This window comes from Streptomyces sp. NPDC015131 (assembly GCF_043079975.1).
Lineage (GTDB): Bacteria > Actinomycetota > Actinomycetes > Streptomycetales > Streptomycetaceae > Streptomyces.
Genome location: NZ_JBIBVB010000008.1, coordinates 263,213 through 281,820 on the forward strand (window position 1 = coordinate 263,213; position 18,608 = coordinate 281,820).

The following is an 18,608-nucleotide window of genomic DNA, read 5'->3' on the forward strand; positions in this document are numbered from 1 at the left end:
CAGTCTTGACCTCGTCAGCACGACGCACCACCCACAAGGGGGAATCATGCGCAAGGTGAAGACGATGAGGACCGTCGCGGCGCTCGCGCTCGCCGTCGGCACGATGACCGGGGTCACCGCGACCCAGGCCCAGGCGGCCGAGAGCGCCGCCGCCGCCAGCCACGGCTGTCCGTCCGGGTACGTGTGCCTGTACCCGGGTGCGGGCTGGAACGGCGACCGCCCGAGCCACCGGTACTACACGTACGGGGCCCACAACATGAGCAACATGTACGGGACGTACCGGATCTTCAACAATCAGACCGGCGGCGCCACCGTGCGGACCTGCACCGGCTACAACGGCACCGGCTGCCAGGGCTACCTGCCGGCCGGCTGGTTCATCGACAAGGACATGACGCCGATCAACTCCATCACCCTCCAGCCGTAGTCCCCGGCCTCCCGAATCCGTGGACAGCTTCCGGGGCCGCCGTCATGGCGGCTCCGGAAGCGCTGTTTCCGGGGAGACCGGCACCGGAAGCGCCCCTTCCGGAACTCCGGTTCCCGCGAGTCCTGTTCCCGCCACACCGCCCGAACGGCTTGGTCGGCCGTCGGACCCCCGCTGTAGCCTGGACGCCTGTCATCTCACAATCTGGGCGCACCTTGCCATGGGGGATGCTTTGGGGGATCCGGACCGCGGACGGGAGACCGACCGTCCGCAGGAACTGACCGACGACGCCGCGGCGTCCTTCTCCACGCGGCTGCGGCACCTGCGCCTGCGGCGCGGGCTGTCGCTCGCCGATCTGGCGCGGCAGACGCACTACAGCAAGGGCTACCTCAGCAAGATCGAGACCGGTGCGAAGCGGGTGACCGTCGACGTGGCCCGCCGCTGCGACCAGGTGCTGGGCGCGGAGGGCGAGCTGCTGCGCCTGGTCCGGGAGCCCCCGGTGCCCGCGCCGGGGCCGGCCGAACCGCCGGACGGGGCCTGCCCCTACCGGGGCCTGGCGGCCTTCACCCCGCAGGACGCCGGCCGGTTCTTCGGCCGGGAGCGCGTCACGGCCGCGCTGGTGGAGCGGGTCTTCGAGCGGGTCGGCAGCGGGCCCGTCCTGCTGGTCGCCCCCTCGGGGGCCGGGAAGTCGTCGCTGCTCAACGCCGGTCTGGTACCGGCCGTCCGGCGCCCCGGCGGTTTCCCGATGCCCGGCGCCGACGCCTGGCCGGTGGTGGTGTTCACGCCCACCGCGCAGCCGGTGCGGGAGTTGCTGGAGCGCACCGCGAAGGTGCTGGGCAGCGATCTGGGCGTCGGCGCCGAGCAGGTGCGCGAGCGCCCGGAGTGCCTGCTCGACGCCGTCCACCGGCTCACCGGCGGCCGCACCCCGCCGGGCCCGGACGGGCGGCACCCGCCACCGGTCCGGCCGGTGCTGATCGTGGATCAGTTCGAGGAGCTGTTCACCCTGTGCCCGGACGAGGAGGAGCGGCGCGCGTTCGTGCGGGTGCTCACCTCCGTGGCCACCTCCCGCCCCGAGGCGACCGGCTTCGACGCCGCCGTGGTGGTGATCGGGGTGCGGGCCGACTTCACCGGCGCCTGCCTGGATCTGCCGGAGCCGGCGTCCCTGTTCACCGACGGTCTGTTCGTCCTGCCTCCGATGACGCTCGCGGAGCTGCGCGAGTCCGTCGCCCGCCCGGCGGAGCTGGCGGGCGTCTCGCTGGAACCCGGCCTGGTGGCCCTGCTGTTGCGGGACGCGGGCCTGCGCGACGCCGCCGAACGGGCGCCGTCCAGCGCGCTGCCGCTGGTCTCCCACGCGCTGCTGGCCACCTGGCAGCGCCGGGAGGGCGGCACGCTGACGGTCGCCGGGTACGAGGCCACCGGCGGGATCCAGGGGGCGATCGCGCGGACAGCCGAGGACGTGTTCGCCCGGCTGTACCCGGCCGAGCAGCGGACCATCCGCCGCGCGCTGGTACGGCTGGTGCATGTCGCCGAGGGCACCGGGGCGACCCGGCGGCGGATGGGCCGCGCCGCCCTGCTGGAGCAGCTGGCGGACCCGGACGGCGCGGTGGCGGCGCTCGACGCCTTCGTACGGGCCCGGCTGATCACCATGGACCGGGACACCGTGGAGATCACCCATGAGGCGCTGCTGCACGCCTGGCCCCGGCTGCGCGGCTGGATCCGGGCGGACCGCGCCGGGCTGCTGATCCACCAGCAGCTGGTGCACGCCGCCGCCGACTGGGAGCGCGAGGGGCGCGACCCGTCCGCCCTCTACCGGGGCACCCGGCTGGAGACGGTCCGCGCGTGGGCGGACGACCTCGACGGCGCGAGCCGGCTCGGCCCCCGGGAGGCGGCGTTCCTGCGCGCCGGGCAGGCCGAGGAGGAGCGCCGCGCCCGGCAGGCCCGGCGCCAGGTGCGGTTGCAGCAGCGGATGCTGGCCACCCTGGTCGTCCTGCTGCTGCTCGCGCTGACCGCCGGCGGGGTGGCCTACCAGCAGCGGGCGAACGCCCTCGACCAGGAGCGCGTCGCCCGGTCGCAGGCGCTCGCCGCGCGGTCCACGTCGCTGGCCGCCGGGCAGCCGGAGTCGTCGATGCTGCTCGCCGGGGAGGCGTACCGCACGGCGCCGACGACCGAGGCGCGCGGGGCGCTGCTGAGCACCCAGGCACAGCCCTTCTCCGCCCGGCTGAGCGGGCACACCGGCCCGGTCAACGCGGTGGCTTTCGCCCCGGGCACCGCCCGGCGGGGCGCGGTGCTGGCGTCGGCGAGTTCGGACGGCACGGTACGGCTGTGGCGCCCGGCGGACCGCCGTACGACCGCCGTGCTCACCGTTCCCGGGCGGGTACGGGCGCTCGCGTTCGCCCCGGACGGGCGGATGCTGGCGGCGACCTCCACGGACGGGCCGGTGCGGCTCTGGGACACCTCCGCCCCCCGGGCGCCGGCCGCGGTGCTGCCCGCGGTGACGGCGGGCGCGCGGGCGGTGGCCTTCGCCCCGCGCGGGCGGACGCTGGCCGTGGCGGGCGGCGACGGGACGGTACGGGTGTGGGACGTGTCGGGCGTCGGCACCGGGCCCGCGCGTGCGGCGGCCCCCGCCCGGCCGGTGGCGTCCTTCGCCGGGCACACGGGCCGGGTCAACACCCTGGCGTACGCGCCCGACGGGCGTGCTCTGGTGTCGGCGGGCGCCGACCGGACCGTACGCCTGTGGGACACGTCCGGCGGCCCCGCGGCGGTGCTGAAGGGGCACACGGACGAGGTGCTCGGGGCGTCGTTCGCGCCGGACGGCCGGACGGTCGTGACCGGCGGGGTGGACCGCACCGTACGGCTCTGGGACGTCGCCGGGCGGCGGGCGGGGGCCACGCTCACCGGGCACAGCGACGACGTCAACGCGGTCGGCCACACCCCGGACGGCACCATGGTGGTCAGCGCGAGCGGTGACGGCACCACCCGGCTGTGGGACGTACGCAGCGGCCGGCCCACCGCGACGCTCACCGGGCACACCGACTACGTCCTGGGGGTCGCGCTCGACGCGGGCGGCGGAGTGCTGGCGACGGCGGGTTTCGACCAGTCGGTGGTCCTCTGGGACCTGGGCGGCTCGGTCCTGACGTCCCGTCCGTTCACCGAGATCTGGCAGACGGCGTACAGCCCGGACGGGAGGCTGCTGGCCACCGCCGACGCGGACCACACCGTGCGGCTGTGGGACGTGGCGGGCCGCCGGGTGGTGGCGACGCTCCACGGCCACCGCGAGATGGTGTTCTCGGTGGCCTTCTCCCCCGACGGGCGGATCCTCGCCTCGGCCGGCTCGGACGGCACCGTCCGGCTGTGGGACGTGGCGGCGCGGCGGGCCCTGGCGACACTGACCGGCACCGGAGGGGACGTGTTCGCGGTGGCCTTCTCGCCCGACGGGCGGACCCTCGCGTCGGCCGGGTCCGACCGGGCGGTGCGGCTGTGGGACGTGGCGGCGCGGCGACCGGTGGCGGTGCTCACCGGGCACACGGACTTCGCCAACGACGTGGCGTTCAGCCCCGACGGGCGGACCCTGGCGAGCGCCGGTGACGACCTGGCCGTACGGCTCTGGGACGTGGCGGCCCGCCGCCCGCTGGGGACGCTGACCGGGCACACGGGCGCGGTGCGGGGCGTGGCGTTCGCCCCGGACGGGCGGACGCTGGCCAGCAGCGGCAACGACGGGACGGTCCGGCTGTGGGACACCCGGCTGCGGCGTCCCGCCGGGGTGCTGGCCGGGCACAGCGGGTCCGCGCGGGGGATCGCCTTCTCGCCCGACGGGCGGACCCTCGCCAGCAGCGGCAACGACCGTACGGTCCGGCTGTGGGACGTGCCGGGGCGGCGCCCGTGGGCGGTGCTGACCGGACACACCAACGCGGTGTGGGGCATCGCCTTCTCGGGCGACGGGCGGACGGTGGCCAGCAGCAGCAACGACGGCACGGTGCGGCTGTGGAACCTGGACGTCGGCGCCCGGCTGGCCGAGGTGTGCCGGGTCCGGGGGCACGGGGGAAGCGCGACCCGGGAGGCCGCTGCGCTCCCGGACCCTTCCTGCGCGGGCGGGTGACGCCGGCTCACCCCGGGGGCGGCTCACCCCGGCCGCAGGTCACCGGGGGTTTCCCGGGTGTTGCCCGTTGCCCGTCCGGGTGGGGTGACGCGGAGGTCTCGACGGCCGGGCGCCCCGGCCAGCAGTCTGCTGTCCGGAAGGCACGTCCGCCGGTGACCCGATGGGCGTCCCCTCCCCATCCCGTACGCCCGACCGCGTTCACGTACGCCGCGCAGAGCACGTACGTCCGACAGAGAACGAGGGCCCGTATGTTCCGCCGCTCCCGGCTCGCCGGCACCCTCGCCGGACTGGCCGCACTCCTCCTCTGGGCGCCGCCGCCCGCCGCCTCGGCGACCGCCACCGCTGCGGCGACCGCCGCCGAGACCTGCGCCGTCAGGGCGCCGGGTGCCTCCGCGGCGGCCGAGCGCGCCGTCGCCGCCGCGTGCGAACAGGTCGCCGCGGGCGTCTGGTACACCTGGGGCGGCGGTCACGGCCCGCAGCCCGGTCCCACGTACGGGCAGGTCGACCCGACCGATCCGGCCAGTGAACACGACCCGGAGCGGCTCGGCTTCGACTGCTCCGGTCTGGTCCGGTACGCCTACGCCCGGGCCACCGGTTCGGACATACTCAACGGGGTGGCGGCCGGCCAGTTCTACACGCACCGCGCCGCCGAGCGCTTCACCGCCGCGCAGGGGCTCGCCCCGCTGGTCCCCGGGGACCTGCTGGTCTGGGGCACGTCCCAGAAGGTGCACCACATCGCCCTCTACCTCGGCGCCGGGAAGATGGTGGAGGCGCGGCAGTCCGGCACGAAACTGATGGTCAGCGACGTCCGGCTGGGCGGCGACTACTTCGGCGCCGTCCGCGTCAACACCGGCCCGGTGACCGGGCACGTCTTCCAGACGTGGGGCACCGGCGTGTGGACCAAGGCCGAACCGTCGGTGAGGGCCGCCCGGGTGTACGCCTTCCCGGGGCCGACGACGATCCGGGTGCAGTGCCAGAAGCACGCGGAGAAGGTCACGTCCGACGGGTACACCAACGACGCCTGGTCCTACCTCCCGGACTACAAGGCGTGGATGACCAACATCTACATCAAGGGGCCGGCCTGGCTCGACACCGTGCCGACCTGCACCTTCTGATCTCCCGGCTCCGCCGGCCGGGCAGCCGTCCGCACCAGTGACCGCCACGGGGGTCGGCCACTGGTGCGCACGGCGTGTCCGCGGTCAGGGGCGGTACCGGAGCGGGTGGTCGGCGGGGACCTCGGTGAGCACGATCCGGTGGCCGTCCGGGTCGGCGATCCACATCTCGATCAGGCCCCAGGGCTCCCGCACCGGCTCCCGGAGCACCCGGACGCCCCGGGCGGCCAGTTCGGCGTGGGCGGCGGCGCAGTCCTCGACCTGCATCCACAGCTGGAGCGTCGGGGTCGCCTCCGCGTCCGACCGCCCGGACACCTCCAGGAACCCGCCGCCGAGGAAGTAGACGGTCCCCCGCTCCGGCCCCGTGCCGAACTCCCGGTAGACGGCCAGGCCGAGCGCCCCGCCGTAGAAGGCGCGGGAGGCGTCCGGGTCGCGCGGACGGAGGAGGACCCTGCTGCTCAGTACGTGCACCATGCCCCCAACCCTATGACCGTGGCGACCGGGGCGCCGGGGGCGCCGGGGGCGCCGGGGGCGGTGAGGGATCGGTGCCGGGCGGCGTGCCCGCCCGGCGGAGGATCAGCTCGTGTTCCTCGTCCGTCACCGGCACCCCGGAGGAGGGCAGCAGTCGCGGGACGCCGTCGACGACGGGGTAGCGGCGGCGCAGCCGTGCGTTGTACAGGACCGGGCCGGATCCGCCCGGGGCGCCGGGCTCTCCGGGGGCGAGCAGGAGCGGGCCCTTGTCCAGCGGGCACACCAGGATCGTCAGCAGCGGGTCGTCGGGCCTCATGGCGCGCCCCCTTCGGTTGCGGCCGGTGGCCGGGCGGACGGGAGGGACAGCGCGAGCAGGACGGTCAGGGCCAGCGCCGCCCCGGCCACGAGCAGCGTCAGGCGCAGCGGGTCGCCCGGCAGGGATTCGCCGAACGCGAGGCTGCCGAGGGTGGCGGTGTAGAGGCAGGAGGTGGTGGTGCACACGGGGACGACCAGGGAGGCCCGGCAGCGCTGGAGCGCCGTCTGCGACATCACCAGTCCGGCCGCGCCGGTGATCAGCAGCAGGTACGGGTACGGGGTCGCCGCCAGCGCCAGGGCGGAGTCGGCGGGCGCGCCGGGGGCGAGGTGCGCCGAGACGCCCTTGATCGCCAGGGAGCTGACGCCGTACACCAGGCCCACGGCGACGGCGTGGGTGACGCCCGCCGGGGGCGCCGCGTGCCGCCGCCGGGCGGAGCGCCGCTCGGCGGCGGCGTACAGCAGGAGCCCGGCGGTCAGGGAGGCGCCGGAGAGGAGCAGGACGGAGAGGGCCGGGGCCGTGCGGCTCACGGTGTCCGCCCCGGGCCCCAGGGAGGCGACGACCATCAGCAGCGCGGCCAGGATGCCGGCCGTGGCGTACCGCTCGCGGGCGGAGAGGCGTTCGCCGAGGAGCAGGGACGACAGCAGGAGCAGCAGGACGAGGCCGGAGACGAACAGGCCCTGGGCGGCGGCCATGGGCAGGGTCCGGTAGACGACGAGCTGGGCGGCGAAGCCGGCCGCGAGGGCCAGGGAGCCGCCGATCCACAGCGGGCTGCCGAGCAGCAGCCGGAGCAGGCGCAGCGGGCGGCGGGCGCTGAGCGAGGGGAGGGCGGAGAGCGCGCGTTTCTCCAGGACGAAGCCGGAGCTGTAGAGGACGTTGGCGGACAGGGCGGCGGCGACGCCCCACCACATGGCGCCGGTCATGGGGCGCGCCGGGCGTGGGCCAGGAGGATGGAGGCGGCGCCCGGCGCGGCGCAGGCCAGCCGGTCCAGGGGCCGCAGGGCGCGAGGGACGCCGTGGAAGGGCGCTCCGGCGACGCGGACGACGTGGAAGCCGGACGCGGTGAGGAAGGCGCGCAGGGCGCGGGCGGTGTAGAGGCGCAGGTGGCCGACGACCTGGGAGCCGGGGCGGCCGTGGATGCCGCGCAGGCTGACCTCGGAGAAGACGGGCTGGACGCCGGCGAGGAGGAGGGCGCGGTTGTACCAGGCGGCGAGGTTGGGGGTGGAGAGCATCAGATGGCCGCCGGGTGCGAGGACGCGGCGCAGTTCGTCCATCGCCGCGTCCGGGTCCACGAGGTGTTCGACGACCTCGCTGAAGAGGACGGCGTCGGCGGAGCCGGTGGCGAACGGCAGTCCCCCGCCGCCGGGTTGGCCGCTGCCGGGTCCGCCGCCGCCGAGCTGGGCGCGGACGACGGTGCCGATGCGGGGGGCCGCCCGGCGCAGCGCGTCCTGCGACCAGTCGACGCCGATGAGGCGGTGGCCGGGCAGGTGGGCCGCCGCGACGGCCGCCGCGGTGCCGTCCCCGCAGCCGACGTCGAGGACGGTGGCGCCGGTTCTGCCGCGCAGGGCGTGGGCGAGCATCCGTGCCTGGCGCCGGCTGCGGGCGTCGCCGGAGGCGACGGGGACGGCCGGGTTCTCGTAGAAGTCCCGGAGTCCGCGCGGCGGGTGGAGGGTGCGGGTCATGGGGGTGGCTCCCTGGTGCGGCGGGGTGTTCGGGGGCGGGGCCGGACGGGCCGGTGGCGTGTTCACGAACGGGGGCCGGACGGGCCGGTGGCGTGTTCAGGGGCGGGGGCCGGCCGGGCCGGTGGCGTGTTCAGGGGCGGGGGCCGGCCGGGCCGGTGGCGTCGAGGTACCGGGTGAACATCTCCCGGAGGTGTGCGCCGTCGTCGGGGCCGAGGAGTTCGGCGGACCAGCGCAGGGCGAGGTGCAGCCGGCCGCCGGTGCCGGCCGTGGTGACGGTCAGTCCGCGCGGCATGCGGGCCGGGGCGGAGAACCAGACGGCGGTGGCCGCGCCGGCGCCCTCGCCGAAGTCCAGGGGGTAGGGGACGCGGCCGATGTTGCTGAGCAGGGTGGTGGAGGTCCAGGGGGCGAGGGCGCGGCGGGCGGCGCGGGCGAGCGGGGCGCGCAGGCCCACCGGCAGGACGGGTGCGGTCAGCAGGGCGGCGCCCCGGCCGAGCTGGGGGCGGCGCAGTGCTTTGAGGGCGCGGGTGCGGGCGGCGGTCAGGCGGAGCAGCTCCGGGGTGGGCAGGCACAGTTCGGCGGGCGTGAAGGGCACCTCGACCAGGCGGGTGCCGTTGCCGATGGGCATGTCCATCCCGCGCCTGCGGTCGTCCACGGGCATGGTGATGCGCAGCGGCCGGGCGGGGCCGCCCCGGTCGTGGTTCCAGCGGGCGATGGTCCGCGCGGTGGCGACCATGAGCTGGTCGTTGACGGTGTACGGAGCGCCCCGCGGGCGTCCGGGGACGTCGAGGGCGGCCGTCAGCAGGCCGTTGGCGGGCCCGGCGCCGGGGGTGCCCCGGGCGACGCGGGCGACCGGAGCGAGCCCGGTGGCGAGGCGGGGGCCGCCGGTGTCGGGGAACAGCCCGCGGGGTGCCGGGCCGGCGGGCGGGCGGGCCGGGGGCGCCTGGGGCGTGTTGCGGCGCCCGCCGTACAGTTCGGCGGCGGTGGCGAGGACCCGGAGGCAGGCCGGGCCGTCCAGTGCGGTGTGGTTGACGGTGAGGACCAGGACCCGGTCGACGATCTCCAGCCGTACCGGGGGCGACGCGGTGAGCGGAGGCGCCTCGGTGAGGGCCCGCCGCCGGGCGCGCTCCAGGGCTCCGGGGCCGGGGTCGGCGGGGTCGCCGGGGTCGGCGGGTGGCACGGTGACCGGTTCGGTGCCGGGGTCGGGGCCGTCGGTGAGTTCCCATTCGTACCGCCTGCGGTACCAGGGGCCGGGCGCCTCGCGCATCAGGATGCGCGGGTGGCGCCGCAGCGCCTCGGTGAAGGCGGTGCGCAGCCGGGCGGGGTCGGGGCGGCCGGGGAGGTGCACCTCGATGTGGACGGTCTCCGGCTCGCGGGGGGTGAGGCAGTGGCGGGTCACCTCGTCGACGGTGGAGAACGGCACCCGGGTGGCGGGTGGTGCGCCGGAGGGGCGGTGGAGTGCCGTCATCGGCCCGTCCCCCCGGTGGGCGTCGGTGGCGGTCCGGCGGGCTTCCGTCCGGGGCTCGCGCCGGCCCCGCGGGCGCGCCACCGCGTCAGGAGGCCGGGCCCGCGGGCGCGCCGCCCGGTCGGGGCGCCGTCCCCGGTGGTCACCACGGCCGCGGCCAGGGCGGTCACGGCGAGGAACTGCGCGGCCGGCCCGAACGCCCCCTGCTCGGAGGCCGGGAGGGCGCCCGCGCCCCAGGCCGCCACCACCCCGGCAGCGGCCATGGCTCCGGCGGCGACCGCCACCGGGGCCCAGCGGCGCAGGTGGGCGGCCACGGCGAGGGCCGGGACGACGAGGGCCGTCCAGCCCGCCACCAGGGCGACCACCACGGTCAGGGCGGCGAGGCCGAGGACGGGCCCGGGGGCCGGCGGCGGGGGCAGGGCGTCCGCGCCCGTACCGGCCCTGCGGCGGTCCCGGCGGCCGAGCACCAGGGTGAGGCCCGCCAGCAGCAGCACGGCGGCGGCCCCGCCGGCCAGCCCGGCGGTGTACCAGCGCCCCGGGGCGAACTCCAGGCGGACGGTGCCGCCCTGCCCCTCGGGGACGAGGAAGCCCTGCTGCCAGCCGTCGATGCGGACGGGGGTGAGGTCGCGGCCGTCGAGGGTGGCCCGCCAGCCGTCGTTGTGGTTCTCGTACGTCTGGAGGTACGCGGCGGGCCCGGCGCCCACCCGCGCGGTGCGGCGGTCGCCGTCCCATTCGCCGGTGGTGAGGGTCCGGCGCTCGGCGGTGGTGGCCGGGCGGGGCGCGGCGCCCCGGGTGAGGGTGAGGTCGGTGAGGGCGAGGGGCCCGGTGTCGCCGGCCTCGATCCGGTGGGTGCCGGCGGTGAGGCGGGTGGTGCCGTCGCGTTCGGCGCCCGCGCAGAGGCGGACGTCGACGGGACGCCGCTCGGTCAGGTCGCGGACGGTGCCGCGGGCGGTGGTGGCGTGCAGGGTGCCGTCGATGGCGAGGACGGGGCCCTGTCCGCAGGGCAGGCTGAAGGTGGTGGCCGGGTCGGGCTGGGGCACCCGGAGGTCGTCGAGCGCGGGCACGTACACCTCGCTGAGTCCGACCGGGAGTTGGAGGCGGTCGTCGGCGACGGGGTTGTGCAGGGTGAGGGGCGCGGTCCGGGAGACGGTGATGTCGAGCCGGTCGGTGGTGATGGGCTCGAAGCGGGCGAGGCCGTTGTCGTCGACCGAGGCGGTGGCGGCGCCGTCCGGGGAGCTGATGTCGACCTGCCGGGCGCGGGTGGACAGGCCGCCGGCCGGGGCGAACACGATCTCGCCGACCGGCCGTTTGCCGGGCCACCGCAGGTGGATCACGGCGCGGTCGCCGGCGATCCAGGCGGTGGTGAGGTCGCCGTCGACGAGGTTCCGGGGGGTGAGCGAGGGGCCGAGCCGGGCGGTGGAGTCGGCGGTGGCGGTGAGCTTGCCGCGCCGCTCGGGCGCCAGCCGGTACAGGAGCCGGTCGAGTGCCTCGCCGGGGACGGGCAGGGCGGTCGCCCGGAGGGTGTGGGTGCCGGCGGTGCGGGTGACGAACTGGCGGTGCAGGCCGACTTCGGCGGCGGCGGGCGAGAGGCCGCCGGGGTCGCTGCCCCGGTGCAGGGAGACGATCTCCTGGGCGGGGCTCTCCTCGCCGCCGCCGTCCTCGGGGAGGGCGAGCAGGCGGGTGACGGTGACGCCGGGGATGTCGACGGAGGAGAAGCCGGCGCCGACGAGCCCCGGGCGGCCCTGCTGGGCGCCCTCAATGGTGAGCGTGAGGTGGCGGCTCGGCCCGGCCGGGACGCGGACGGTCTGGAGGGAGCCGTCCGGCCGCAACGGGCTGACCTCGCTGCCGCGTTCGGTGTCCACGCGCACCGAGGTGGCCGCCGCGCGCAGCCCGCCGGGCGCGAGGGGCGTCAGCCGGATGGAGGCGGGCAGGGTGAGCGGGCGGGTGAAGTCGACCCGGATCCACTGCCCGGCCGGTGAGTCGGCGCTCCCCTCGGTCCACGCGGTGTCCGGGTCGCGGTCGAAGGCGTTGACCGGGTCGTACTGCGGGAGGTGGAAGAGCCAGTTGCCGCTGCTGGAGGCGGTGACGGACGCCGCGCCGCGCAGGACGGCGACGGTCTGGTGGGCGGGGTCGGCGGAGGGCAGGATCTGGCGCGGTGGCCGGCCGGGGTCCTGGACGCTTTCCGGCGGGTTGTTCTCGGTGGCGGTGTAGGTGTACGAGGTGTTGGTGTTGACCAGCCCGAACCGGGTGTCGGTGCGCCGCAGTCCGTCGGCGACGGCCCGGACCCGCGGGGCGGTGAGCCCGGGGGTGGCGTCGCCGGCGAGGACGGCGGGCCGGTCGCGGGTCGCCGGGTCGGCGGCCAGCCGCAGCAGGGCCTCCGGGCCGCCGCTGACGACGGCGGTGTCGGCGACGGGCCGGACGGCGGCCCGTCCGGGGCGCTCGGTGCCGGCGGGCGGCGCGTAGATCTCGACGGCCCGCTGGCGCGGGTAGAGGCCCTCGACCTGGACGGGGGTGTCGTCGGCGATGCGCCCGCCGGTGAGGAGCGGCCCGAAGCCGGTGACACGGCGGTAGCCGGACGCCTCCAGGGCGCGTTTGACGGTGTGCGGCGGTACGTAGCCGATCTGGTCGGGGTCGAGGTCGTTGCGTACGACGACGTGGTGCAGTCCCGCCCGGTGCAGGAAGGCGCTCAGGCCGGGCACTTCGCCGCCGGACAGCAGCGCCTGCTCGACCGCGTCGAGGGCGCGCCGGTTGCCGGGCGTGCCGAAGGGGACGTAGTCGCGCTGGGCCCACGGGGAGCGGGCCAGGACGTCCAGCGGCTGGTCGATGGTGGTGCCCCAGGTGTGGATGCCGTGGGCGGTGGCGGGGACGACCAGGGCGCGGGAGCCGGGGGCGTTGGCGGCCAGCCAGTCGGCGGCGCGCTCCCAGTGGGTGGGCAGCTGACGGAAGGCGCCCGGCTGGAGGATGCTGCCGTTGGCGTACGGCAGGAGCAGGCCCGGCAGGACGAGGACGGCGGCGGCGAGCGGGACGTACGGGCGGGGGCGGGCGGCCCGTGGTCCGCGCCGCGCGGTGAGGACGGCGACCAGGTGGGCGAGCCCGAGCATCAGGGCGAGGGCCAGTCCGGGCTGGAACTTGTAGATGTTGCGGAACGGTACGAGGGGGCCGTCCAGCAGGTCCCGTACGGGCTCGTGGAGGGGGCCGCCGAGTGGCCCGGCATAACCGGCGAGGGTCACCAGGGCGACGGTCAGCAGGACGAGCAGCAGCCAGCGGCGTTCGGGCGCGTCGCGGCGGGCGATGCCGGCCAGGCCCAGGGCGGCGGCGGTGGCGGAGCCGAGCACGGTGAGGGCGGCGGTCGCCACGGTCCAGCCGGCGGGCAGCCACGGTTCGCCGAAGTTGAGGTAGGCCACCCAGTTGCCTGCGCCGCGCAGGGTCTCGGTGGCGGACATGGTGGCGGTGGTGGTCGCGGACTGCTCCACGTACGGCAGGAAGTTCTCGCCGTACAGGCCCAGCAGGAGCAGCGGGACGACCCACCAGGCGGTGGCGAGCAGCACGCCGGGGATCCACCAGGCCAGCAGGGTCCGGCGGCGCGGTCCCGCCGGCCGGCTGAGCAGGTAGAGGCCCACGGGCAGCAGGGCGGCGAGGGTGGAGGCCGCGTTGACGCCGCCCATGAGGGGGATCAGCAGCGCGGAGCGCAGGGCCGCGGTCCGGGCGGGGAGGCGGGGGTCGGTGAGCGGCAGGAGCACCCAGGGCAGCAGGGCGCCCGGCAGCGCGGCGGCGGAGGTGGAGCCGACGACGACGGTGAACACCGGCCACAGGGCGTATCCGGCGGCGGCGAGGAGCCGGCCGCGGGGGTCGCCGGCGCCGAGGCGTTCGGCGAGGCGCAGCGCGCCCCAGAAGGCGGTGGTGACGACGAGGGACAGCCACAGCCGTTCGGCGAGCCAGTCCGGCAGCCGCGCGAGGTCGGCGAGGGCGTGGAACGGCAGCATCGGGAAGGCGTAGCCGACGTACTGGTCGAAGATGCCGCCGAAGCCGGCGCGGCTGTGCCACAGGTCGCCGAGGTCGCCGAGGAACCGCCAGGGGTCGAGGACGACGCCGAGTTTGGTGTCGAAGGTGGTCCGGCCGGGGGCGACGGCCAGGAAGGCGGCGAGGGCCAGGGCCCAGAAGCCCCACAGCCAGCGGCGGGAGCGGGGCCCGCCGTCCTGGCCGGGGGCGGGCGGCGCTCCGGGCGCCGGGGTGCGGGGAGGCGCGGGCATCGTGGTGGTCATGGGCACCGCCGGAGGATGAGGAGGAGGTTCCAGGTGGCGAACTCGCGCAGCAGCGGCACCCGGGTGACCAGGCCCGGCGCGAAGGGCCAGTAGCGGGCGCGGGCGGAGAGGACCGTCACGTCGTCCCGGGCGCGCACCTGGCGCAGGGTGGTGCCGACGTGGACGGGGAAGAGGTTCTCGCCGAGGACGTGCTTGGCCGGGCGGCCGGTGCGGCGTTCGTAGCGGCGGCGGGCGCGTTCGGCGCCGAGGTAGTGCCAGGGCGCCCACTCGTGGCCGCCCCAGGGCGAGTACCAGTTGGTGAAGGCGACGTACACCAGTCCGCCGGGCCGGGTGACGCGGACCAGTTCGCTGAGGAAGGTGACCGGGTCGTCGACGTGTTCCAGGACGTTGGAGCAGAAGCAGACGTCGGCGGTGCCGTCGGCGAGGGGCAGCAGGTAGCCGTCGGCGACGACGGCGCCCTCGGGCGGCCGGGGTGAGGCGGCGAGTTCGGCCGGGTCGGGTTCGAAGAGGAAGGCCCGCGCGCCGCGCCGCCGGAACTCGGCGGTGAAGTGGCCGCCCCCGCCGCCGACGTCCACGACGACCCGGCCGGCGAGGGGTGCGTACCGTTCGACCTGGTTGGCGGCGTCCCGGGCGAGGAGTTCGTAGAAGGAGCGGGGGTCGGACGGCTCGCGCAGGAAGCCGCGGAAGAGGGTGACCGACCGCCGCAGGGAGGGGTCCTTCATGGGCTCAGCCCCGGTGCGGCGGGGCCGGCGCCGTGGTGCGCGCCCTCCCGCCGGGCGTGGTGCGCCCCACGAGCCGGGCGGCGGCCGGGGCGGGCCCGCCGGGGGCGTGGCGGGCCGCCGCGGTGTGGCGGGCGGTGGCCTCGGCGGCGACCTCGCGGAAGCGCCGCACGGTGGTGGCCCAGCGGTAGCGCTCGGCCCGCAGGGCGGCGGCCCGGCCCATCACCTCGCGCCGTTCGTGGTCCAGGGCGAGGGCGCACCAGGCCGCCGCGAAGGCGCTCTCGCCCCGGACCAGGGCCCCGGTCGTCCCGTGCTCCACGGAGTCGCGCAGCCCGGGGACGTCGAAGCCGAGGGAGGGGGTGGCGCGGGTGGCCGCCTCGGTGACGACGAGGCCCCAGCCCTCCACGGCGGAGGGGTGCAGCAGCAGCCAGGAGGCGCACAGCAGCCGGTGCTTCTCGTCGTCCGGGACCCGGCCGGTGAAGTGGACGCCCGGCCCGGCGAGTGCTTCGAGCCGGCGGCGTTCGGGGCCGTCGCCGACGATCACCAGGGTGCCGCCGGTGACCGGCCGGACGCGTTCCCACAGCCGCAGCAGCAGGTCGATGCGCTTGTACTCGACCAGCCTGCCGACCGCCAGGAACAGGGGCCGCGGCGACCTCGGCGCGCGGGGCCCGGGCTCCTCGACCCCGTTGTGCACCACCCGTATCCGGGCGGGGTCGACGCCCAGGCCCGCGAGGGCGGACGCGGTGGAGTCGGAGACGGCGACGAGGAGGTTGCCGCGCTGGGCGCCGGAGAGGGCCCAGCGTTCCAGGCGCCGCCCGATGCCGGCGGCGGGGCGGGGGTACCGCATGCTCCACAGCTCGGTGTGGACGTGGTTGACCAGGCACAGGGTGGGGCCGCGGTGCCACAGCGGGGTCAGGTAGGGCAGGCCGTTGCAGACCTCGACCAGCAGGTCGCAGTCGCCGACCTGGCGGCTGAAGGCGGCGGGCGCCCGCAGGAAGTGGCCGAGGTCGCCGCCGGCCGAGACGACCCGGTAGTCGCGGTGCACGGCCGGGCCGCCGCAGAGCAGGGTGACCTGGTGCCCCTGGCCGGTGAGGCCCTCGGCGAGCCGGTCGACGAGGAGTTCGGAGCCGCCCGCCGCGGGGTTGCCCAGGTCGCGGCGGGAGAGGAAGACGATCCGGCGTGGCGGGAGGTGTCCGCCCGGGCGGGAGCGGGTGGCGCGCGGGGCGGCCGTGACCGGTGTGGGGGGTACGTGCTGGGGCATGCGAGCTCCAACTCGTCGGGACGGGGACCGGTGGTGGTGCGCGGTGCCGGGCGAGAGCGGTCGCCGGGAGCGGGTGGGGGGCCGGGCCGCCGGAGGGCCGCCCGGGGTGGTGCCGTCGTCGGGGCGTACGGGCGTGGTGGTGTGGTGGGCTGGTCAGTTTTCGTCACTGGCGCCGGTTGAGCTACTCACCCGGGTGACAAATTCGGGCCGGGACGGCGGGTGACGCGACGTCACATCGTGGGCGCGGCGGCGGAGTCGGGCCTCCGGGGCCGTCCCCGGACGAGCAGGACCAGTCCGGCCGCGGCGGCGAGTCCGCCGAGGACGGCGGCTGCCAGGGGCACGGTCTCGCCCAGCAGCCGCAGCTTGCGGTTGTCGGCCGCGGCCAGCGCCACCTGCGCCCGCTGCGTACCGGGGGTGAACTCCATGCGCCGGCTGTCCAGCAGCACCACCGCGTCCTTGCGGGAGCCGGGTGCCCTGAGCACCTTGCGGGGCCCGATCGCGGCGTTGACGATGCGGCCGGTGCGCCGGTCGACGACCAGCTCGATGCCGTGGTTGGCGTACCACTCCTCGGCGAGCACCTGGGGCCGGGCCGGCTGCCCGACGAGCCGGCCGGGAACCAGGCGGGTGCCGGTGCGCACCGGCTCGACCCGGCCGGTGAACCGATAGCCCTCGTACCCCTGGACCTTCTGGGTGCCGGCGAAGCGGAGGGTGACGGTGGAACCGAGGGTGCCGTCCCACCAGCGGTAGGACCGCTTCTCCACATCGAAGGGGAACTTGAGGTACGCCTCCCCGTCGAAGGTGGGCGACTCCTCGCAGCAGTGCACCGGTTCGTTGGTGCGCCGGTCGGTCACCCACCGCTCCAGGGTCCACTGGAGCGAGTCGTGGGTGGCGGAGGCGGGCAGGGTGCGGTCGGTGTCCACGGAGGTGGAGACGTCCCAGACGGCGTGTCCGCTGCGGACGCTGTCCGCGACGTCGCCGCGCACCTGGCGGGTGATGGTCAGCGGCCGGCCGGTGACCGTCGCGATCCGGCCGGTGTCGAAGTAGCTGCCGGTACCGGTGAAGACGGTGACGGTGTCGACGTCGACGGGGGTCACTTTGGCGCGTGGCTGGACGTACTGGACCAGCAGCGGGGCCAGGACCAGCAGGAACACCCCGGCCCCGAGGAGCAGGAGCGAGAGGGGGGAAGCGGTGCGACGCATGGCGGACACTCCGTGGGGCCGGGGCGGGATGGCGCGGCGTAGACGTGCGCTGCGTACGGGCCGGGAACCGTAGGGGTCCTCTTGACGGGCTGTCAATGCACTGGTGCGATGGGTCGCGTCGCCGTCCGGGGTGAACGGACTCGTGGTGGGTCCCAGCGACCGAAAGGCCGGCCCGCCATGCCCAGACTGCTCGCCGCCGCACTGACCGCGGTGGCCGCCGCGGCGCTCGCCGTGGGAACGGCGCTCGCCCTCGTGGCCCTGCTCGACGCCGCCCCGGAGCAGCCCAACGTGCCTTTGATCAGCCATCAGACGGCTCTGCCCCGGGGGTGATCCGACATGACCGGAGTGGATGTACGGGCGCCCGCCGCCGCCGAGCGTCCGGCCTGGGCGGACCTGCCCGGGCGGCAGGTGCGCGACTTCGCCGACCGCGCCCTGCGGGAGGTGCCGGCGCTGGCCCGGGAGATCCTCGACACCATCTGCCGCGAGCATCCGCGCATGCCGCTGCTGGTGGACGAGTCCGGCGAGCTGGTCGCGCTGGTGGGCATCCGGCGGGCGCTGGAGGGCTTCGTCCAGCATCTCGTCCGGGGCTCGGGCAGCCCGCAGCTCCATCTGGAGGTGTTCCAGGACTTCGGCCGCGGCGAGGGGCAGCGGGGCCGCACCCTGGACTCCCTCCAGGCCGTGTACCGGCTGGGGGTGCGGCTGGCGTGGCGGCGGCTCGCGGAGATCGGCCACGAGGCACGTATCCCGCCGCCCGCGATGTACGACCTGGCGGAGGCCGGGTTCGCCTTCCTCGACGGCCTGGTGGACCAGACGGTACGCGGCTACGCCGAGGCCGCCGCCCGGCAGGCGGGTGAACGGCTGCGGCTGCAGCGGAAGTTGACCCGCGCCCTGCTGGGCGAGCAGGGCGCGGAGCGCTCCGGGCCGCTGGAGGGGTGGGCCGGTCACGCCGCCCGGCTGGGGTGGGCGCTGCCGCAGCGGGTCGCCGTGGGGGTGTTGTCCCGCCCGGCGCGGGAGGCCGTGGCGCCGGCCGTGGGGCCGGAGGTCCTGCTGGACATGGAGCGGGAACAGCCGCTGCTGCTGGTGCCGGACCCGGCGGTGCCGGGCCGGCGGGAGCAGGTGCAGCGGGCGCTGCGGGGCTGGACGGGCGCGGTCGGCCCGGCGGTGGCGCCGGCGGACGCGGCGGTGTCTTTGCGCTGGGCGTCGGAGGCGATGGGGCTGATCGAGCGGGGGCTGCTGCCGTCGGGCGGGCTGCTGCACTGCACGGAGCACATCGACGCGCTGGTACTGCTGCCGCCGGGCGAGCTGCTGGAGGCGCTGGCCGACCGGTGCCTGGCTCCGCTGGCGGACCGGGGCCCCACCCAGCGCCGGCGGCTGGCGGAGACCCTGCTGGCGTGGCTGGAGACCCGGGGCGGCGCCCCGGAGACCGCCTCACGGCTGGGGGTGCATCCGCAGACGGTGCGGTACCGGATGCGGCAGATCAGGGAGTTGTGGGGGGACGTGGTCGAGGACCCGGACCGCCGGTTCGAACTGGAGCTGGTGCTGCGCTCGCAGCGCCTCCAGGGCCGGCTGTCGCCCCCGGTCGGGTGAACGGCGGGGCGGGTGACCGGCCGG

General features: G+C 76.7%; 14 protein-coding genes. 5 read left to right on the plus strand and 9 right to left on the minus strand.

Annotated elements, in window-relative coordinates:
* The first annotated feature begins 46 nt into the window (after positions 1–46).
* The 3 genes from ACF08D_RS29060 (at position 47) to ACF08D_RS29070 (ending at position 5,632) form a co-directional block, all read left to right on the plus strand.
* Positions 47–424 (plus strand): hypothetical protein, encoded by a 378-nt coding sequence (locus tag ACF08D_RS29060; RefSeq protein WP_392226801.1) that lies wholly within the window; start codon positions 47–49, stop codon positions 422–424.
* Positions 425–653: 229 nt separating this feature from the next.
* The gene (locus ACF08D_RS29065) at positions 654–4,517 is read left to right on the plus strand and encodes a helix-turn-helix domain-containing protein (protein ID WP_392226802.1); all 3,864 of its coding nucleotides are present in this window, start codon (positions 654–656) and stop codon (positions 4,515–4,517) included.
* Positions 4,518–4,765: 248 nt separating this feature from the next.
* Positions 4,766–5,632 (plus strand): C40 family peptidase, encoded by an 867-nt coding sequence (locus ACF08D_RS29070; RefSeq protein ID WP_392226804.1) that lies wholly within the window; start codon positions 4,766–4,768, stop codon positions 5,630–5,632.
* An 84-nt stretch (positions 5,633–5,716) separates the two neighbouring features.
* Here the strand turns inward: ACF08D_RS29070 and ACF08D_RS29075 are convergent, their stop codons facing one another.
* From ACF08D_RS29075 to ACF08D_RS29115, 9 genes are all read right to left on the minus strand, one after another.
* Entirely contained in the window at positions 5,717–6,103 is a 387-nt protein-coding gene (locus ACF08D_RS29075; protein WP_392226806.1) for a VOC family protein, read from the minus strand.
* Positions 6,104–6,113: 10 nt separating this feature from the next.
* Positions 6,114–6,416 carry a Trm112 family protein gene (locus ACF08D_RS29080; protein WP_392226808.1) on the minus strand — a complete coding sequence of 101 codons (303 nt, stop codon included), beginning with the start codon at positions 6,414–6,416 and terminating at the stop codon, positions 6,114–6,116.
* Positions 6,413–7,336 (minus strand): hypothetical protein, encoded by a 924-nt coding sequence (locus tag ACF08D_RS29085; RefSeq protein WP_392226810.1) that lies wholly within the window; start codon positions 7,334–7,336, stop codon positions 6,413–6,415. Before ACF08D_RS29085 ends, ACF08D_RS29080 begins: the two co-directional genes overlap by 4 nt.
* Positions 7,333–8,094: a methyltransferase domain-containing protein gene (locus tag ACF08D_RS29090; RefSeq protein WP_392226812.1), complete on the minus strand. Its 762-nt coding sequence runs from the start codon at positions 8,092–8,094 to the stop codon at positions 7,333–7,335. Before ACF08D_RS29090 ends, ACF08D_RS29085 begins: the two co-directional genes overlap by 4 nt.
* A gap of 130 nt (positions 8,095–8,224) precedes the next feature.
* Positions 8,225–9,559 carry a condensation protein gene (locus tag ACF08D_RS29095; protein ID WP_392226813.1) on the minus strand — a complete coding sequence of 445 codons (1,335 nt, stop codon included), beginning with the start codon at positions 9,557–9,559 and terminating at the stop codon, positions 8,225–8,227.
* Positions 9,556–13,818 (minus strand): alpha-(1->3)-arabinofuranosyltransferase family protein, encoded by a 4,263-nt coding sequence (locus tag ACF08D_RS29100; protein ID WP_392226814.1) that lies wholly within the window; start codon positions 13,816–13,818, stop codon positions 9,556–9,558. Before ACF08D_RS29100 ends, ACF08D_RS29095 begins: the two co-directional genes overlap by 4 nt.
* Positions 13,815–14,540 carry a class I SAM-dependent methyltransferase gene (locus tag ACF08D_RS29105; RefSeq protein WP_392226816.1) on the minus strand — a complete coding sequence of 242 codons (726 nt, stop codon included), beginning with the start codon at positions 14,538–14,540 and terminating at the stop codon, positions 13,815–13,817. Before ACF08D_RS29105 ends, ACF08D_RS29100 begins: the two co-directional genes overlap by 4 nt.
* Positions 14,541–14,544: 4 nt before the next feature.
* Positions 14,545–15,798 carry a glycosyltransferase family 4 protein gene (locus ACF08D_RS29110; protein ID WP_392226818.1) on the minus strand — a complete coding sequence of 418 codons (1,254 nt, stop codon included), beginning with the start codon at positions 15,796–15,798 and terminating at the stop codon, positions 14,545–14,547.
* A 230-nt stretch (positions 15,799–16,028) separates the two neighbouring features.
* Positions 16,029–16,997: a DUF3068 domain-containing protein gene (locus tag ACF08D_RS29115; RefSeq protein ID WP_392226820.1), complete on the minus strand. Its 969-nt coding sequence runs from the start codon at positions 16,995–16,997 to the stop codon at positions 16,029–16,031.
* A gap of 177 nt (positions 16,998–17,174) precedes the next feature.
* Between ACF08D_RS29115 and ACF08D_RS29120 the strand changes: the two genes are divergently transcribed.
* Positions 17,175–17,327, plus strand: a complete 153-nt coding sequence (locus tag ACF08D_RS29120; protein WP_392226822.1) for a hypothetical protein — start codon at positions 17,175–17,177, stop codon at positions 17,325–17,327.
* A 6-nt stretch (positions 17,328–17,333) separates the two neighbouring features.
* Entirely contained in the window at positions 17,334–18,584 is a 1,251-nt protein-coding gene (locus tag ACF08D_RS29125; protein ID WP_392226824.1) for a helix-turn-helix domain-containing protein, read from the plus strand.
* The last annotated feature ends 24 nt before the right edge of the window (positions 18,585–18,608 follow it).

What these genes read in the sequence shown, in the direction of transcription:
- ACF08D_RS29060 (WP_392226801.1), top strand. Translation starts at nt 47, where the DNA reads ATGCGCAAGGTGAAGACGATGAGGACCGTCGCGGCGCTCGCGCTCGCC.
- ACF08D_RS29070 (WP_392226804.1), top strand. Translation starts at nt 4,766, where the DNA reads ATGTTCCGCCGCTCCCGGCTCGCCGGCACCCTCGCCGGACTGGCCGCA.
- ACF08D_RS29075 (WP_392226806.1), bottom strand. Translation starts at nt 6,103, where the DNA reads ATGGTGCACGTACTGAGCAGCAGGGTCCTCCTCCGTCCGCGCGACCCG.
- ACF08D_RS29080 (WP_392226808.1), bottom strand. Translation starts at nt 6,416, where the DNA reads ATGAGGCCCGACGACCCGCTGCTGACGATCCTGGTGTGCCCGCTGGAC.
- ACF08D_RS29085 (WP_392226810.1), bottom strand. Translation starts at nt 7,336, where the DNA reads ATGACCGGCGCCATGTGGTGGGGCGTCGCCGCCGCCCTGTCCGCCAAC.
- ACF08D_RS29090 (WP_392226812.1), bottom strand. Translation starts at nt 8,094, where the DNA reads ATGACCCGCACCCTCCACCCGCCGCGCGGACTCCGGGACTTCTACGAG.
- ACF08D_RS29095 (WP_392226813.1), bottom strand. Translation starts at nt 9,559, where the DNA reads ATGACGGCACTCCACCGCCCCTCCGGCGCACCACCCGCCACCCGGGTG.
- ACF08D_RS29100 (WP_392226814.1), bottom strand. Translation starts at nt 13,818, where the DNA reads ATGACCACCACGATGCCCGCGCCTCCCCGCACCCCGGCGCCCGGAGCG.
- ACF08D_RS29105 (WP_392226816.1), bottom strand. Translation starts at nt 14,540, where the DNA reads ATGAAGGACCCCTCCCTGCGGCGGTCGGTCACCCTCTTCCGCGGCTTC.
- ACF08D_RS29110 (WP_392226818.1), bottom strand. Translation starts at nt 15,798, where the DNA reads ATGCCCCAGCACGTACCCCCCACACCGGTCACGGCCGCCCCGCGCGCC.
- ACF08D_RS29115 (WP_392226820.1), bottom strand. Translation starts at nt 16,997, where the DNA reads ATGCGTCGCACCGCTTCCCCCCTCTCGCTCCTGCTCCTCGGGGCCGGG.
- ACF08D_RS29120 (WP_392226822.1), top strand. Translation starts at nt 17,175, where the DNA reads ATGCCCAGACTGCTCGCCGCCGCACTGACCGCGGTGGCCGCCGCGGCG.
- ACF08D_RS29125 (WP_392226824.1), top strand. Translation starts at nt 17,334, where the DNA reads ATGACCGGAGTGGATGTACGGGCGCCCGCCGCCGCCGAGCGTCCGGCC.